The sequence below is a fragment of the Chryseobacterium sp. RU33C genome (assembly GCF_900156015.1).
Taxonomy (GTDB): domain Bacteria; phylum Bacteroidota; class Bacteroidia; order Flavobacteriales; family Weeksellaceae; genus Chryseobacterium; species Chryseobacterium candidae.
In genome coordinates, this window is record NZ_FTMT01000007.1 from 46,441 (window position 1) to 62,682 (window position 16,242).

A 16,242-nucleotide genomic window follows, 5' to 3' on the forward strand; every position below is an offset into this window, starting at 1 on the left:
TTATTTACCAAAAATTATCAATAATTAAATATTCACCATATATTTGAAGGATTACAATTTTAATATTTCAACAACTAACATGAAGAAACATCTACTTCTCATCAGCACATTAGCAATAGCTTTAGTAAGTGCACAAAACAACGATGGTTTAAAGAGAGAATTTGAAAGACAAAACAAAGAGAATAATGAAAAGTTTGACTCTTATGTTTCAAAAAGATTTGGTAGTGATAGAAATCCTGAAACTCAAAAAAAAATTCAGGAAATGAGAGAAAATCTGGCAGGGTTTAGTGGAAATGTTCCAAACTTTTATCAGTCAGAAGATCAAACTCAAATTTTAAATAACAATGTTGATGCCTTAACAACTGCGGGAGGTGTCAATGGACTAGCCGGATCATTTAAAGGTGAAGGAATTGTATATGCAATTTTTGATGGAGGAAGGATTTATGAAGCTCATACCGCTTTTAATAACGCGGCAGGTAGAATTTCCAACAAAGAAGCAGCTACTAATGCTTATAGTGCCCATTCAACAGGTGTAGCAAGTATTATCGGTGCGAAATCTTCACCTTTATCAGGTACCAGTAACGGGGTGACAATCATAGGAAATGCAATGGGAATTGCATTAAATTCTACAATGGATTCTTACAGATTTGCAACAACAACATTACCTGGTAACTCAACTACAAGTACTGTATTTGATAAAATCTTGCTGGCCCAACCTAAAATATCCAATCACTCTTATGGTATAAATGCTGCCTGGGATTATAAAACTACGGCAAACGGATATCCTGCCAACGGATGGTATTGGGGAGGAAATTATATTTCCGGAACTAATTACGATCTAATGGGAACTTATTATACAAACGACAGATCATATGATGCTATTGTGTATAATAACCCAACGTATACTATCGTGAAATCTGCCGGAAATTATTTCGGATTCGGACCAGGATATTTAGGTAGTACTACAACAGCTTATTATTATAACGGATCAGGATATTCTACTTATGCAACAGGTACAGAACCACCTGCTAACTGTGCACAGGGCTATGACTGTATAGGTTACGGCTCATTGGCTAAAAACATTATTGTAGTTGGCGCAACTGATCCTATTACAACAAACAATAATAGATATACTGCAGCTACAGATGTTTTAAAGTCTGATTATAGCAGCGCAGGTCCTAGAGATGATGGTGGTATAAAACCAGATATTTCTGCTCCGGGCACCGATGTCTGGATGGCTTCTACAGCAGAAAATACAACAGGAAGTATAACTTGGCAAATTAATAGCGGAACCTCAATGGCAGCCCCTCAGGTAGCTGGGATTATTGGACTTTGGATGCAGATTTATAAATCGTTATTCAACAATGCTCAGCTTATTGCTTCTGCTTCAAAAACTTTAATGGTGCATTCTGCTCTTGAAGCTGGTCAAATAGGTCCAGATCCATGGTACGGCTGGGGATACATTAATGCCAAAAAAGGTGCTGAACTTCTTGTAGGAAAATCCAACAACACCATCATATTTAATGATGAAACATTAAATAATGGTAGTATTAATACTAAAACAGTTAAAGCATCAGGATCTGAACCCTTAAAAGTAACCATATCCTGGATTGATCCGGAATATACCAATATTACGAATCAATGGGATAATTTATACAACAACAGAGTCTCAAGATTAATTAATGATTTAGATGTAAAGATTATCAATACAGCAAACAATACAACATACCTTCCTTGGAAACTGAATGCAAACAATCCTATGTTGCCTGCAACAAAAGGGGATAACACAGTAGACAACGTAGAACAGGTAGTTATTGACAACCCAACACCAGGAGCTGTTTATAGAATTGAAATTTCCCATAAAGGAACATTAAAAAATAACGCTTCCCCAAGTGTTACTTCTCCCCAAAACTACTCTGTCATCGTAACAGGATTTACCGAAGTACTGGGAGCTAAAGAGACCGGATTTGCAATGAATGCTGTAACAGTAGCTCCAACTGTGGTAAAAGACTTTACCAATATATTAAAAGCTCCTAAAAAGTCGACTTTTAATGTTTATGATCTTTCAGGTAAAAAACTACAAACAGGTATTATTAACAATGATAAAGAAGCAGTAGATTTATCCGCCTACACAAAAGGAATTTACATCATTGAAATAAAAACAGACAAAGATGTTATTTCTAAAAAAGTGATCAAGGAATAACCTTTATAAACAAAGATTTTTCACAAAATACTAACAGTTGTTAGTATTTTGTTTTTTTATGTATATTTGCTTCCTATGGAAAATGCAATTCACGAAAAAGTTTCTCAGGATATATTACTCAAAGCGTATAATCATATGATGCTGGCCAAAGCCATGGCAGACATTTACGAAGAAAACCGAAACGTATGCAAATACGTTCACAGTACTTCCAGAGGTCATGAAGCTATTCAGCTTGCAACAGCTTATCAGCTCAGGAAAGAAGACTGGGTTTCTCCTTATTACAGAGATGAAAGTATTCTTTTGGGAATCGGTTTTGAACCCTATCAGTTAATGCTTCAATTACTGGCTAAAGCAGATGATCCTTTTTCAGGAGGAAGATCTTATTACTCACACCCTTCAAGCAGGGATGAAAATAAACCCAAAATTGTTCACCAGAGTTCTGCTACAGGAATGCAGACCATTCCTACAACAGGAGTAGCACAGGGAATTAAATACATTCAGGATTTTAGTCTTCAGGAATTTGAAAACAATCCTGTTGTGGTTTGCAGCCTTGGAGACAATTCCGTTACGGAAGGTGAAGTGAGTGAAGCTTTACAGTTTGCCGCTTTACACCAGCTTCCTATTATCTTCCTGGTTCAGGATAATGAATGGGGAATTTCTGTAACTAAAGACGAAGCAAGAACATGTGACGCTTATGATTTTGTAGCAGGATTCACCGGATTAAGCAGAATGAGAGTAGACGGAACTGATTTTGTGGAAAGTTTCGAAGCCATGAAAAAAGCCGTAGACTTTGTAAGAACAGAAAGAAAACCTTTGGTTGTCTGTGCAAAAACGGTATTGATTGGTCATCACACTTCCGGAGTAAGAAGAGAATTCTATAGAGACGAAGAAGATTTAACAAAACATAGAGCTAAAGATCCGGGAGAAATCCTTAGAAAACATTTACTGGAAACAGGTACTGATGAGGATCTTTTAAAGCAAATCACTAAAAAAGCACGTCTTGAAGCAGAAGAAGCTTTCGAAAAAGCTAAAAATGCTGAAGATCCAAAGCCTGAAAGCGTAATGCAGCACGTTTTCGCTCCTACTCCAATTACAGAGGAAACAGGAACACGCGAGCCTGCCAACGGAGAAAAAATTGTCATGGTAGATGCTGCCATCCACGCTATACAGGAATTGATGTGGAAACATCCTGAAGCGCTTCTTTACGGACAGGATGTAGGAGAAAGAATTGGTGGAGTTTTCCGTGAAACGGTGACGTTAGGGAAAAAATTCGGAAGCAAAAGAGTATTCAATACAGCCATTCAGGAAGCTTATATCATTGGATCTACGGCGGGAATGAGTGCTGTGGGATTAAAACCTATCGTTGAGGTACAGTTTGCAGATTATATTTATCCGGGAATCAACCAGTTAATTACAGAAATCTCAAAATCCAGTTATTTAAGTGGTGGAAAATTCCCTGTAAGCAACATCATCCGTGTTCCTATCGGAGCCTATGGCGGCGGCGGTCCTTACCACAGTGGAAGTGTTGAAAGTATCTTAGCCAATATCAAAGGAATCAAAATAGCATACCCAAGTAACGCTGCCGATTTTAAAGGATTATTAAAAGCAGCATATTATGATCCGAACCCTGTAGTAATGCTGGAACATAAAGGATTATACTGGAGCAAAGTTCCGGGAACTGAAGATGCTAAAACGATAGAACCTGCTGAAGATTATGTTCTTCCATTCGGAAAAGGTAAAGTGATCATTGAAGCTGATAAAGATGAAACTGAAAAAGGCAGAACTTTATTAGTCGTTACTTACGGAATGGGAGTTTACTGGGCTAAAGAAGCAGCCAAAAACTTCAATGGAAGAGTTGAAGTAATTGATTTAAGAACATTAATTCCTCTGGATGAAGAACTTGTTTTTGAAAGAGTGAAAGCCCACGGAAAATGCATCGTTCTTACTGAAGAACAGCTTAATAACTCTTTTGCAGAAGCATTTGCTCATCGTATTTCTAAAAACTGCTTCAAATATCTTGATGCTCCGGTAGAAACAATGGGATCGCTGGATGTACCTGCCGTTCCGATCAATCTGGTACTGGAAAAAGAAATGCTCCCAAATGCTGAAAAGCTCAGCAGTAAAATCGAAGAAATGCTTAAATATTAATTTTACATAAACTTAAAACCTCTACATATTTTTAGAGGTTTTTTTATGCAATTTTTTCACTACTTTTATTTAAGATTATCAATCTAAATTCTAGTCTATTATAAACCAGCAAAACTCAATTATCCATTATCTGACAGATATACGAAATAGAATTAATCCCAGTTTGGTACTTATTTTGTCTATACACGCAAAACACATCTATCTTTATGATTACAACCAAATACGTCAATTACAAACAGGTTCTCAATTTATCAGGTTTTCATCTTATACTGATTTCTATCTGGTGTACTCTGATAGCTGTCTTATTCTATTTTTTCAATTGGCAGTGGATGACAATTCCATGGGTTCCTGTAGCTCTGATTGGTACAGCAGAAGCATTCCTTGTGGGTTTCAAAAACAACCAGGCCTATGACAGACTTTGGGAAGCCAGAAAAATCTGGGGAGGAATTGTGAATTCCAGCCGCTCATTTGCTTCTATGGTGTATGCTTTTGATACAAAAAATGAAGAAATTGGTGTTTTTGATCTTGAAGACCGTAAAAGAAGAATCGTTTATCGTCATATTGCATGGTTATATACTTTCCGTGAACAGCTTCTGATTCCCACAGAATGGGAACATATCAGTACAGAAAATAATAAATTCGGGAATATTAACCTGCGAAGAAACAGATTGATTAAGGCTGGTTTTCCTGATTATGGGAGAGCGCCAATTTTCCTGCACAAATATCTTTCAGAAGAAGAATACGAGCTAAAAAATGATTATAAAAACTTTGCTACATATCTGATTGCCCAGCAGGCCAAAGATATCAATGAACTGAAAAACATGAATGCCATTACAGAATTCAACCAGACTCAGCTTCAAAACACTTTGAACGAATTCTATAATTTCCAGGGACAGGCAGAAAGAATCAAGAAATTCCCTTCTCCAAGACAGTTTGCCAGCACAGCCTTTGTTTTCAACATTCTGTTCATTATGCTTCTTCCGCTTGGATTGGTCAATGAATTTGCAAAACTTGGCGATTGGGGAATCTGGACCTCTATTCCGTTTTGCATCATCATCGGATGGATTTACATTATTATGGAGCTGGTAGGAGATTATTCTGAAAATCCTTTTGCAGGATTAATGTTTGATGTTCCGATGCTTTCAATCTGCAGAACGATTGAAATAGACCTCCTTCAGATGAGTGGAGAAACAGATCTGCCTGATCCTATTGCTTCCAAAAATGGAGTCTTAGTGTAATTTCTGAGTTCATTCTATAAAAAAAGAATTTAAGAATTTCGATAAAAACCAGAAATATTCAGTAAAATATGTTTTAAAGTTCATTGTTTTTCATAATTTAGAAGCATTGAAAGCATAAGCTATATTGATTCATCTTAATTGATTTGGCTTTTACTTTTTTCATCAGCTAATAATTTTATCCTTCCTTTTGTAAACAATGAGATCCAAGCAATTCCTGCAGGCTATGACAATGCTATGTCTTATCCTGTTCTGCTCTAAACTGAAGTCACAGACTGCCTTCAACAAAGAATTACCTAAAGACTTTACAGACCAATTCACCCAAGAAATTAACTACAGTATTCCTTCCATAGGCTCTTTCATTGTTTCACAAAACAATAAGGTAATTTATGAGCAGTATTTCCATGGAGCCAACAAAGAAACGATCTTCAGTATAAAATCTGTAACCAAAAGTATCGTCTCTGTTCTGGCAGGCATTGCACAGGATAAAAACATCCTTCCCAACCTCAATACTCCGGTTTTAAAAATTCTTCCGGAATATAATGTCTCAAGAAGCAGTTTCAAAAACATTTCCAATATTGAAGGAAAGGCAGCTCATGACTCTATCAGAAATACATTAACGCTAAAAAATCTTCTGACCATGCAGGGTGGTTTTGACTGGATTGAAAATTCAAAAATTTCAACAGCCATGTCTTTTTCCGGTGATCCTGTCAAATTTGTCCTGGATCTTCCTTTTGAAGAATATCCGGGAACCGTATTCAACTATAACAGTGGTGAAACCCATCTTTTCGGAGCTGCTTTGGCAAAGGTGGTAAAGACCAGCCTGAAACAATTTGCAGCTGACAATCTTTTTAAACCATTAAAGATAAATACCCCAAGATGGGACACGGATTCTATGAACAGGAATATTGGTGGTTCGGAAATGTTTATGAAACCTGAAGACATGCTGAAATTTGGTTTGATGATTCTCAATAACGGAAAATTGGGCAGCAAACAGATCGTCTCTTCAAAATGGATTCAGGAATCTACTTCAGAACATGTAAAACTGGATTCCTGGGATGTAATGCCGGATGCCAACGGATACGGCTATTACTGGTGGCGAAGAAAAACAAACGGACATCAGGCTTTCGTAGCCACCGGATATGGTGGGCAACTTATCTGCATCATTCCTGACCTAAAAATGGTCATCGTAACAACCTGTTTTTTGAATGATAAAAATAAAGGCAGGGCTGATATCAAAAAACTTCATCATTTTATTGACAAAATGACCAAAGCAGATTGATAACTGACTGGAAATTGATCAATAATCTATAGTACAATCGCTGTCGTATTTTTCACTTCAGAAATCATAAAAGAGCTGTGTGTACTTGCAATGTGCTGAAGCGTCGTAAGTTTCGTCAGCATAAAGCTGCGGTAGTCTTCGATGTCTTTCACTCCTATTTTAAGGATATAATCATAATCTCCGCTTACATGAAAACACTCTGTTACTTCCTGAAGATCCATCACTTCTTTTTCAAACTGAAGGACAAATTCTTTCTTATGCTGGCTTAGTTTCACATGACACAAAACGATAAAATTTTTCTTAACTTTATTCTTGTCCAGTAAAGCCACATATTTTGAAATAACTCCTGAATTTTCAAGCTTCTTTACACGCTCATAAATTGCTGTAACAGATAAACCAAGCTTGCCGGACAGTTCTTTGGTGGTTTGTTTACAGTCTTCCTGTAAAAAAGACAAAAGTTTCTTATCAGTTTCGTCAAGTTCCATAGATATTTTTTTGGTAAAAGTTTAACAATATCGAAGATACTAAATATTTTTTCTAAATAAACAAAATTTTACAGTTTTATATTCTATAAATTCAAATTTATATTGTAATTATTAGGAAATTAACGCAAATTGGAGCGATAAAATAAAAACAATTTTTATGGAAAACTTTAACGCAGCCAACGAGATCCAGGATCTTCAGTATTTTGGTGAATTCGGAGGAGTGAATCCTTCTATCTCAGACAGCTCTACCTATACGTTCCTTTCTGCAAAGACCATGTTTGATACTTTCGAAGGAAATGCAGAAGGATGCTATCTGTATTCCAGACATTCATCACCAATGAATCTTTATCTGGCGCAGGCTCTTGCCAAGATGGAAAACACAGAATCCGCCAACGTTACAGCATCCGGAATGGGAGCGATCACTTCTGTTTTGATGCAGGTGTGCAAAAGTGGAGACCATATTATTTCAAGCCGCACCATTTACGGAGGAACTTATGCTTTTCTTAAAAATTTCTTCCCTCAATTCAATGTAGCTACCACTTTTGTTGACATCAACAATTTTGAGTCGATAGAAAAAGCAATCACGCCCACTACTAAAGTTATATACTGCGAAAGTGTGAGCAACCCGCTTCTTGAAGTGGCAGATCTTAGAAAGCTTTCCGAAATCTGTAAAAAACACAACCTGAAACTGATTGTAGACAATACCTTCTCGCCTCTTTCTATCTCTCCGACATTATTCGGGGCTGATGTGGTGATTCACAGTTTGACAAAGTTCATCAACGGAAGCAGTGATACAGTAGGAGGAGTATATTGTGCAGCTCAGTCATTTATTGATGACACCAAAAATGTAAATTCCGGGGCATGTATGCTTCTTGGCCCAACCATGGACAGCTTAAGATCTTCAAGCATCTTAAAAAATCTGAGAACCCTGCATATCAGAATCAAACAACATAGTCACAATGCCATGTATCTGGCTGAAAGATTCGAAAAAGACGGACTAAAGATCTCTTATCCGGGTTTACCTTCCCATAAAAACCATGAATTAATGAAAAGCATGATTCATGATGAATACGGATACGGAGGACTACTGACTCTGGATGCCGGAACAACAGAAAAAGCAAACGAACTGATGGAACTGATGCAGGCCGAAAACCTGGGCTATCTTGCCGTAAGCTTAGGGTTTTATAAAACCCTATTCTCATGCTCTGGAAAATCTACCTCATCTGAGATCCCCGAAGAAGAAAGAGCTTCCATAGGCATTTCTGACGGACTGATCAGATTCTCCATTGGTCTTGACCATGATATCAAAAGAACTTACCAAAAAATGAAGGAGTGTATGCTGAAAGTAGGAGTTCTTAACCACCATGAAAACATTTCTACCATTTAAATTTATTATTATAAAGACCGTTCTTAATTCAACGGTCTTTATTTTTTGTGATATGGCATATCAACACATAAAAAAAGATAATTCAACAAGTGCTTTATTAGGAAAAATACTTCCTCAAAATGCTAAAACTTCAACACAGGAAAATAAAAGAAGTATTATAAAACCAATTAAAGGCTTTTTATTACCACTTTCGTAAAAAATCACTTTTCATGCCTTAATAGGACACCTTGAACGAATATGTTCTTCTGATTCTATCTGCAGCTTCCTTCCTTCTGATGTTGCATGATCATTTTGTGAATGAAGCCGATAACAATATAGCACATTGGATATACAAATACATTTTTCAAATCCAGCAATTTCCATTAATGGAAACATGATAGCCATATCATAAGTAGAAGGGTAAAAATTGGTGTCATCTATTTTAAGAATACTCACAGCAGGATCTATACCTAAAAGTCTTTTAAACAGACTATATTTGAATGTCTTAAGATGTGTTGCTTTCCATGGAGCTAATCTTAGTTTTTTGAATTCATCTTTTGTGTATGGTGATATATTACTGGTATTACCATATGAATCGATAAACTGTCCATAAGTAAGATAGGCTGAAGAGTTATTATATGTGAAGTTGATGATTGATAACGAATGTTCTCCAAACAATTGATCATCACCATCTACAATTGCAACAATATCATTCTCATTAATAGATATTTTAGTTAATCCCTGATATATATTAGCTAGTGCACCAATTCTATTATTATTTCTTGAATAGTGAAAATTAGATGTAGTTTCTACAAGTTTCTTTATTTGTTCATCCAACATATCATCAGAAGCATCATCCAATAAATAAACTTCGTAAGGAGAATATTGCTGTATAATTATAGAGTTAATGCACTCAACAATATATTTATTTGCATTTCTAAAAGGAATTAATATAACAATTTTGTGTTGAATATACAAATCTTTCATATATCGGAATGTGAACTTGTTCAAGTAAAAAGAAAGAATGAATATCAACTGAAAAAGTTGTATAATTCTTTCAAAAAAAGTTTGTTAAGCAAAGATATAATAAAAAAAGAACTTTGTTCTTATCTATCGTTTGGAGCAAATAAAAAAGGATACAAAAGTATCAATAGAACATAAATTTTAACAAAATGAATGATAATATATCAGAAAGAGAAGTTTTTTTTGATATAGAATTCCACAAAAGAAGTTTGTCATTAAACGAATGGATGCGTGGCTAGCCTGTTTCAATGCCTTATTAGTCTGATATAAAACAAAGGTAAAACACTTGAGAGATTTACACATGCGCTTTTTAGCATTATTCTTGGGAATCTTTAATCAAATTTAGTATATACAATATTATCAAGTATTAAAATAAAATCAATTAAAAATAACCTACAAAAATCAAAAATAAATCACAATTAGTAGAAAATAACAAATATTTAAAAACAAAACTTGTAATTAGTTTTTATTAAAAATAATTTTGGATCAATATAAAATTCAAATGAGATTTCTTAGAAAACTTACACAACATGAAGATAATCTGTTTACAATATGTAAGCTTCTATTTAATATATTAGAAATAAAAGTTACAAATACTTCTTTAAAGGACAAAATAAATAACCATACATACTTTCCCAGTCTGCTTACCATTACCGATACATTAAATACTTTTGGTGTAAGTTCTGCAGCAATAAAAATGGGAAATAATCATTTAGAAGATTTTCAAACTCCGTTTCTAATTCCAATCCAAAAAAAGGGATGGGATCAAGAATATATTACTATAATAAATAAAATATCATCTAATTTAGTTATATATTATGATCCTGTTAATTTAAAATGGAAAGAAGAAAAAAAAGAAATATTTGAAAAATGGACTAGCAATAAGATTATTTTATTTGAAAAAAAAGATTTTAGTGGTGAAAAAGATTTTAATCAAAAAAAGCAATATGAAAATAATAAAAGGGCTATAAAAGCTTTACCTTTAATTGCTTTTTTATTTTTAGCCATAACCAACATTATTATTTTAAATTATACTGATTTAATATCAGTCTATGGTTATTTTTTTCTTAGCCTCTCTATTGTTGGTTTTGCTATTTCTTTTTTAATTATTTCATATGAAATTGACAGTCAAAATCCTTTTTTAAGGAAAGTCTGTTCAGGCATCCAAAGTGTTAATTGTGGTGCTGTATTAAAATCTCAAGGAGCAACTTTTTATGGCTTGGAATGGTCTGTACTTGGCTTGTGCTATTTCGCATCCGGGCTCTTTACATTGTTTTTATTTGGGTTGTCTAACTTTTCAGTAATAAATATTTTAAGTTTCTTTTCGATTCTTGCCTCATTTTACATATTCTATTCCTTATACTATCAATTTAAAATTATCAAACAATGGTGTTTGCTCTGCTTAGTTATACAAATTATACTTTTCATGCAAGTAACTCTTGCGTTCCAATTTTACTACACTCATCTAGAATTACTAAAAAACACTGATTTTCAAATAATTATAAAAATTTTACTAATCTATAGTGTTTTATCATTAATTTCAATCACTTTTTTCCCGATAATTAAAAATTACAAATTAACTGATAAATATAGATTACGCTGGAAGCGCTTAAAAGCAAATACTAATGTTTTTTATAGCATTCTATCACAACAAAAAAAAATACAATATTTTGGAGATATAGGTATCGTTTTGGGAAATCCTAACGCAAAAAATGAAATAATAAAAGTGTGTAATCCATACTGTTCACCATGTGCTAACGCACATCCTATTCTAGAAAATATTCTTAATCAAAATAATGATGTAAAACTTCGAATTATTTTTACAGCTAGTGATTATGAACATGACATTAAAGCTAAACCAGTAAAACATTTTATGGCATTAGCAGAAAAAAAAATAACAGACATGCATAATGTATTAAATGACTGGTATGTTTCAAAAGAAATCAATAAAGATTATAACATATTTTCACAAAAATATCCTCTAACAAACAAAGAAATTAACGAACAAGGGCACAAGCTATCAGCAATGAGTGAATGGTGTGACAAAGTAGATATTAAGGCAACTCCAACAATATACATAAATGGATACGAATTGAATGAAGATGTTTATTCAATAAATGATTTAGAAGACATTTTTGCCAATTAATTTTGCAACAACGTTTATTATGAAATTAGATTTAGTAAACCAGGAATTTGATGTATGGGAAATAAAAAGTTTCTTAGATATTGATGAATGTAATTATCTGATTAATTTTTCTGAAAAAGTAAATTTTCCAATTTCAAGAGTTGATTCTCAAGAAGTGCTAAATAAAATAAATCCTGAAAAAAATAATTTTGTTGACAGAGAATTAAAAAGACTTGTTATTGACAATAATGATATAGCAGTAATTATTTGGGAAAGATTACCTAAAGAAATAAGTTTGTTAAAATCCGGTAATTTTACACCTTCTTCTGTAAATAGTGAAATTAGAATATATAAATATTTAGAAGACGATGAATTTAAGGAACACTTTGATTCTAGATGTACAATTTCAAACAGTGAAATGAGCTTTTACTCTATTCTCATTTATCTGAATGATGAGTTTAAGGGGGGGGAAACATCATTTAAAACCTTTCAAGTCCTTCCTGAAGTTGGTAAACTTGTAATGTTTCCGCATAAACTGCTCCATGCTGGACAAAAAGTAATAAATGGCACTAAATATATTCTAAGAACAGATCTTATATTAAAAGAATAGCTAGAAATAAATACAATTAATATAGCCTAAGGTGATCTGGCTACAAAGATCATCAACATTAAAAACAATTTCATTATGAAAAAAATTAGTTTAAAAGATTTAGATCTTAACGTAAATGAATTTTTAAGCAAAGAGCAATTAAAAAACATTCTAGGAGGAATTGATTATTCCAGCGGTGGTAGCTGTTTAAAAAAAGGAGCAAGTTGCAACCATAATGCAACCAGTAAAAAATGCTGTTCAGGATTGGTTTGTGAAAGCTCTGAGTATTCAGTATGCGTATAAAATACTGAAATTAAGAGGCTGTCCAAAAGGTCAGCCTCTTAATATTTGTAATATTCCTTCTTCAAGAAAATGCATTCCATATTAGAAATTTTCAACAATAACAATGTTTTTTTAAAAAAAATATTCATTAAAAATAATTATAATTTATGAAATATCATATATTATTAATCCTATTATTAAATAATTTTTATTCTTCACAAACGAATAAAAATACATTTACTATTAGCGGAAAAATTAATGGTCAGGATAATCAGTATATTTATTTAAGCTATCTGAGGTTAGGAAAAGAGAAAAGAGAAAGAAAATGGGATAGTACAAAAATAAAAGATGGAAAATTTCGATTTACAGGAAAAATAACAGAAAGCAAGCATGGTTTTATAACTGTATTAAAAAAAGAAAGGACTCGTAATCTAAACAATAAAAGCATTACGCAAAGATTGTTTATAGATCCCGGCTCTGAAATAAAAATAACGATCAATAGCACAAATTTTCAAACTGCCAAAATAACAGGTGGAATTTCACAAGAAGAATATGATTCATTTAATAAAGAATATGCAAATTCTAAAGAATTTTACAGAGATTTAATCAAATTACAAAATATAGCTGATTCTTTAAATGCAGCCTATTACAAAATCAACGGTAAAACCGATGAACTGCTGGAAGTCAGACTCGACTCTATCAACTCAGAGCTTGAAAAAAAAGATCAATACTTTACCATTTTAAAGAAACATCTTTCTCGTCATCCGAATTCATATCCACTCTTATATTTACTTTCAGAGAACTATTCGGAATTTGAATATTCTGAACTCAGTTCGTACTATAAAACGCTTAGTACATCATCTAAAAAAAATGAATATGGAATACAACTTAAAAACTATATTGAAAAATTAAAATTGAATTTCCCCGGAAAGGAAGCTATAGATTTTCAAGCAACGGGTTATAATAACGAAAATGTCTCGTTAATGAATTATAAGGGGAAATATATTCTGCTGGATTTCTGGGCAAGCTGGTGCATCCCCTGTAGAAAAGGTAATCCTAAACTTATTGAAATATATAATAAGTACAAAGACAAGGGCTTTATCATTATTGGCATAGCAGATGATGAGGGAAAAAAAGCAGCCTGGAAAAAAGCAATCATCAAAGATAAGATTGGAATATGGCCGCAAATAATTGATGACAAAAATATTGGTGAAAAATACTTAATCCAATCCCTTCCTACTAAAATACTGATCAACAAAGATTTAAAAATTACACACAGATTTGATTATGATGATAACCTTGAATCTATAATTGATGAATTATTGAACAAATAAACATTCTTTTTATCACAATGCCTATTTTTATATCTGCCCAACCTGATGATCGCTATTTCATTTGGCAGCTTGAAATACAAATAAGAAATTTTCATTCTTTAGGAATAAGTAAAGATCAGATCCATATCATCGTTGGATATCATAATATAATTGGATTAAAAAAAGAATTTATTGAATTTATTGAAAACAATAAAGATTATGCCTCATTCTTTACATATCCTGACACTCGTAAATGCCCTCAATATATTTCTTCCATAAGACCTCATCTCTTGACTAAACATTGGCAAAAATATCCATGGTTAAAAAATAAAGAAATATTCTATCATGATTCGGATATTATTCTAAGTAGAATTCCAAGTATCATGCAACTTAGCGATAACATTAATTATGTTTCAGATACTCGTTCTTATTTAGACAGTTCATATATAATTGACAACTCCAACAAAAGTATTTTAAAAAAGATGGCAGCAATAGTGGGTATAGACTTCCGATTAATCTCTGATAATGATACGGATGCCGGAGGAGCACAGTATCTTTTAAAAAATATTAATTTAAAATTTTGGAAAAAAGTTTATACTGACGCTGAAAGTTTGTTCTTATTATTGGATAATTTTATTATTCATGAAAAACAAAAAAAATTATTTGATCCCAACCATAAAACAAAGGATATTAAACCGTGGTATGCAGATATGTGGGCTATTCTATGGAATTTATGGTATTTTAATATGGTTGTAAAAATTCATCCGGAAATAGATTTTTCTTTTCCTACAGATGATATAAAGTACTGGAAAAAAAATTCTATTATCCATTATTCTGGAGATCATACTGATAGGAAAGACTTCTTTTATAAGAGGGATTATACTTATTATCCTCCATGGTATGACGAAAATCTTGAAAGTATTCAGGAAGCAAACTGCAGTTATCCTATTGTAGAATTAATAAAGCAAAGAAAAAAAGAATTGGATACTTTTCGTATTGATTTAAAGAAATTCAATTTATTAATACGAAGTACAAATAACAAGATAGTAATAAATTATATTAAAAAGTACTTTAATATCAACGTTGTTTATACAGAACCATCATTTCAAATGGAAAAAGCACTTGACTTTGCTTCTGATTTAATAATTCCTGATTATTTATTACTAAAGATATATACCGCTATTGAGCTGGAAAATTATACCACAATTTGTTTTAAAAAAGTGTATAAGGTTGATGCTTTATTTACAGAAATATTTAGTAAAATGTTAGATTTTAAGCTTTTTGGTCTAAATAAAGGGAAATTCAATTTACATCATCCCATACAGATCTCCATTTTAAATATTACTACTGAAAAAGTACTTGAAATAGATGAAGAAGTATTTATACTATAATGGATTTAGCTTTTATTAATGATTCGTATTGCAATATTCTTAAGCTTTTTTTCTCTGAAAAAGAAGCAAATCAATTATGTGCCCAGAAATTATTAAATGAAGCAACAGATGAGTTATCAAATTCTATAAATCAAAATTTTAATAACATTATTAGCTATGGGTGGACTTTATCTTTCCTTAATGTTAGTAAATATATAAATATTAATACTGATCTCTATTTAGAAGATTTTGACGATCATGTTTATAAAGTAACTATGCAAGAACTTTCAGTTAAGGATTTTAATATTGACATTCTTCTAGATTTAACCAACTATTTAATAATCAGATTAAGAGACAAAAATCCAAATGAAGAATTTTACCGAAAATTCATACATGCAGAATGCATCAAACTAATTATAAATAAACTTGATTGTTATCTTGATTTATGTATATCAAATAAAAAATTAACAAAAGAGCAAATACATAATTGTAGCAGGATATTATTGAAATACAGTTATTGCCTTAATTTTATAGATATTAGAAAGACATCAGATTCATTAATTAACCATATAATTTTTTTCATCAATTACTTTAATAATAACTCAGATACGATTAACCTGTATCATGATGAAATTTCATTTATTATTTTGGCAACCATAAATAGGAAACACAAAATTCTGCTCAAAAGTCTATATGAACTCTACAAACTTTATTTTTCTCAAGAAAAAAATATTCCTTTTAAAAAGAAAAATAAATCTTGCGTTAATAATCATGACCTTATTTTCCTTTTAACTAACAGATCCACAAAATAATACTATTAC

General features: G+C 32.3%; 13 protein-coding genes. 11 read left to right on the forward strand and 2 right to left on the reverse strand.

The features are described from left to right. Nucleotides 1-79 precede the first annotated feature (79 nt). From BW946_RS08045 to BW946_RS08060, 4 genes are all read left to right on the forward strand, one after another. On the forward strand, nucleotides 80-2,203 hold the full coding sequence (locus tag BW946_RS08045; protein ID WP_076595681.1) for a S8 family peptidase: 2,124 nt from the start codon (nucleotides 80-82) through the stop codon (nucleotides 2,201-2,203). 75 nt (nucleotides 2,204-2,278) lie between these two features. Further along, nucleotides 2,279-4,351, forward strand: coding sequence for an alpha-ketoacid dehydrogenase subunit alpha/beta (locus BW946_RS08050; RefSeq protein WP_076595682.1), 2,073 nt, complete (start codon nucleotides 2,279-2,281; stop codon nucleotides 4,349-4,351). Between the two features lie 206 nt (nucleotides 4,352-4,557). Then, nucleotides 4,558-5,589: a bestrophin family protein gene (locus BW946_RS08055; RefSeq protein WP_076595683.1), complete on the forward strand. Its 1,032-nt coding sequence runs from the start codon at nucleotides 4,558-4,560 to the stop codon at nucleotides 5,587-5,589. Between the two features lie 196 nt (nucleotides 5,590-5,785). Then, the gene (locus BW946_RS08060; protein ID WP_076595684.1) at nucleotides 5,786-6,868 is read left to right on the forward strand and encodes a serine hydrolase domain-containing protein; all 1,083 of its coding nucleotides are present in this window, start codon (nucleotides 5,786-5,788) and stop codon (nucleotides 6,866-6,868) included. Between the two features lie 26 nt (nucleotides 6,869-6,894). On the opposite strand, the gene BW946_RS08065 is transcribed toward BW946_RS08060, so the two are convergent. Then, complete coding sequence (locus tag BW946_RS08065) at nucleotides 6,895-7,353, reverse strand: Lrp/AsnC family transcriptional regulator (protein WP_076595685.1); 459 nt, start codon at nucleotides 7,351-7,353, stop codon at nucleotides 6,895-6,897. Between the two features lie 157 nt (nucleotides 7,354-7,510). On the opposite strand from BW946_RS08065, the gene BW946_RS08070 reads away from it, so the two are divergent. Beyond that, a complete protein-coding gene (locus BW946_RS08070) occupies nucleotides 7,511-8,740 on the forward strand; it encodes an aminotransferase class I/II-fold pyridoxal phosphate-dependent enzyme (RefSeq protein WP_076595686.1) in 1,230 nt (409 codons plus the stop codon). Between the two features lie 207 nt (nucleotides 8,741-8,947). Here BW946_RS08070 and BW946_RS08080 read toward each other — a convergent pair whose 3' ends face one another. Further along, nucleotides 8,948-9,706 (reverse strand): glycosyltransferase family 2 protein, encoded by a 759-nt coding sequence (locus BW946_RS08080; RefSeq protein WP_076595688.1) that lies wholly within the window; start codon nucleotides 9,704-9,706, stop codon nucleotides 8,948-8,950. A gap of 538 nt (nucleotides 9,707-10,244) precedes the next feature. Here BW946_RS08080 and BW946_RS08085 point away from each other — a divergent pair. The 6 genes from BW946_RS08085 (at nucleotide 10,245) to BW946_RS08110 (ending at nucleotide 16,233) form a co-directional block, all read left to right on the forward strand. After that, a complete protein-coding gene (locus BW946_RS08085; RefSeq protein WP_076595689.1) occupies nucleotides 10,245-11,888 on the forward strand; it encodes a vitamin K epoxide reductase family protein in 1,644 nt (547 codons plus the stop codon). Between the two features lie 19 nt (nucleotides 11,889-11,907). After that, a complete protein-coding gene (locus tag BW946_RS08090; RefSeq protein ID WP_076595690.1) occupies nucleotides 11,908-12,477 on the forward strand; it encodes a 2OG-Fe(II) oxygenase in 570 nt (189 codons plus the stop codon). A 75-nt stretch (nucleotides 12,478-12,552) separates the two neighbouring features. Further along, a complete protein-coding gene (locus tag BW946_RS08095) occupies nucleotides 12,553-12,759 on the forward strand; it encodes a hypothetical protein (RefSeq protein ID WP_076595691.1) in 207 nt (68 codons plus the stop codon). 146 nt (nucleotides 12,760-12,905) lie between these two features. Then, the gene (locus tag BW946_RS08100) at nucleotides 12,906-14,072 is read left to right on the forward strand and encodes a TlpA disulfide reductase family protein (RefSeq protein ID WP_076595692.1); all 1,167 of its coding nucleotides are present in this window, start codon (nucleotides 12,906-12,908) and stop codon (nucleotides 14,070-14,072) included. Nucleotides 14,073-14,089: 17 nt separating this feature from the next. Next, complete coding sequence (locus BW946_RS08105; protein WP_076595693.1) at nucleotides 14,090-15,442, forward strand: hypothetical protein; 1,353 nt, start codon at nucleotides 14,090-14,092, stop codon at nucleotides 15,440-15,442. Continuing rightward, entirely contained in the window at nucleotides 15,442-16,233 is a 792-nt protein-coding gene (locus BW946_RS08110) for a hypothetical protein (RefSeq protein ID WP_076595694.1), read from the forward strand. The genes BW946_RS08105 and BW946_RS08110 overlap by 1 nt, the downstream gene beginning before the upstream one ends. The last annotated feature ends 9 nt before the right edge of the window (nucleotides 16,234-16,242 follow it).

What these genes read in the sequence shown, in the direction of transcription:
- BW946_RS08045 (WP_076595681.1), top strand. Translation starts at nt 80, where the DNA reads ATGAAGAAACATCTACTTCTCATCAGCACATTAGCAATAGCTTTAGTA.
- BW946_RS08050 (WP_076595682.1), top strand. Translation starts at nt 2,279, where the DNA reads ATGGAAAATGCAATTCACGAAAAAGTTTCTCAGGATATATTACTCAAA.
- BW946_RS08055 (WP_076595683.1), top strand. Translation starts at nt 4,558, where the DNA reads ATGATTACAACCAAATACGTCAATTACAAACAGGTTCTCAATTTATCA.
- BW946_RS08060 (WP_076595684.1), top strand. Translation starts at nt 5,786, where the DNA reads ATGAGATCCAAGCAATTCCTGCAGGCTATGACAATGCTATGTCTTATC.
- BW946_RS08065 (WP_076595685.1), bottom strand. Translation starts at nt 7,353, where the DNA reads ATGGAACTTGACGAAACTGATAAGAAACTTTTGTCTTTTTTACAGGAA.
- BW946_RS08070 (WP_076595686.1), top strand. Translation starts at nt 7,511, where the DNA reads ATGGAAAACTTTAACGCAGCCAACGAGATCCAGGATCTTCAGTATTTT.
- BW946_RS08080 (WP_076595688.1), bottom strand. Translation starts at nt 9,706, where the DNA reads ATGAAAGATTTGTATATTCAACACAAAATTGTTATATTAATTCCTTTT.
- BW946_RS08085 (WP_076595689.1), top strand. Translation starts at nt 10,245, where the DNA reads ATGAGATTTCTTAGAAAACTTACACAACATGAAGATAATCTGTTTACA.
- BW946_RS08090 (WP_076595690.1), top strand. Translation starts at nt 11,908, where the DNA reads ATGAAATTAGATTTAGTAAACCAGGAATTTGATGTATGGGAAATAAAA.
- BW946_RS08095 (WP_076595691.1), top strand. Translation starts at nt 12,553, where the DNA reads ATGAAAAAAATTAGTTTAAAAGATTTAGATCTTAACGTAAATGAATTT.
- BW946_RS08100 (WP_076595692.1), top strand. Translation starts at nt 12,906, where the DNA reads ATGAAATATCATATATTATTAATCCTATTATTAAATAATTTTTATTCT.
- BW946_RS08105 (WP_076595693.1), top strand. Translation starts at nt 14,090, where the DNA reads ATGCCTATTTTTATATCTGCCCAACCTGATGATCGCTATTTCATTTGG.
- BW946_RS08110 (WP_076595694.1), top strand. Translation starts at nt 15,442, where the DNA reads ATGGATTTAGCTTTTATTAATGATTCGTATTGCAATATTCTTAAGCTT.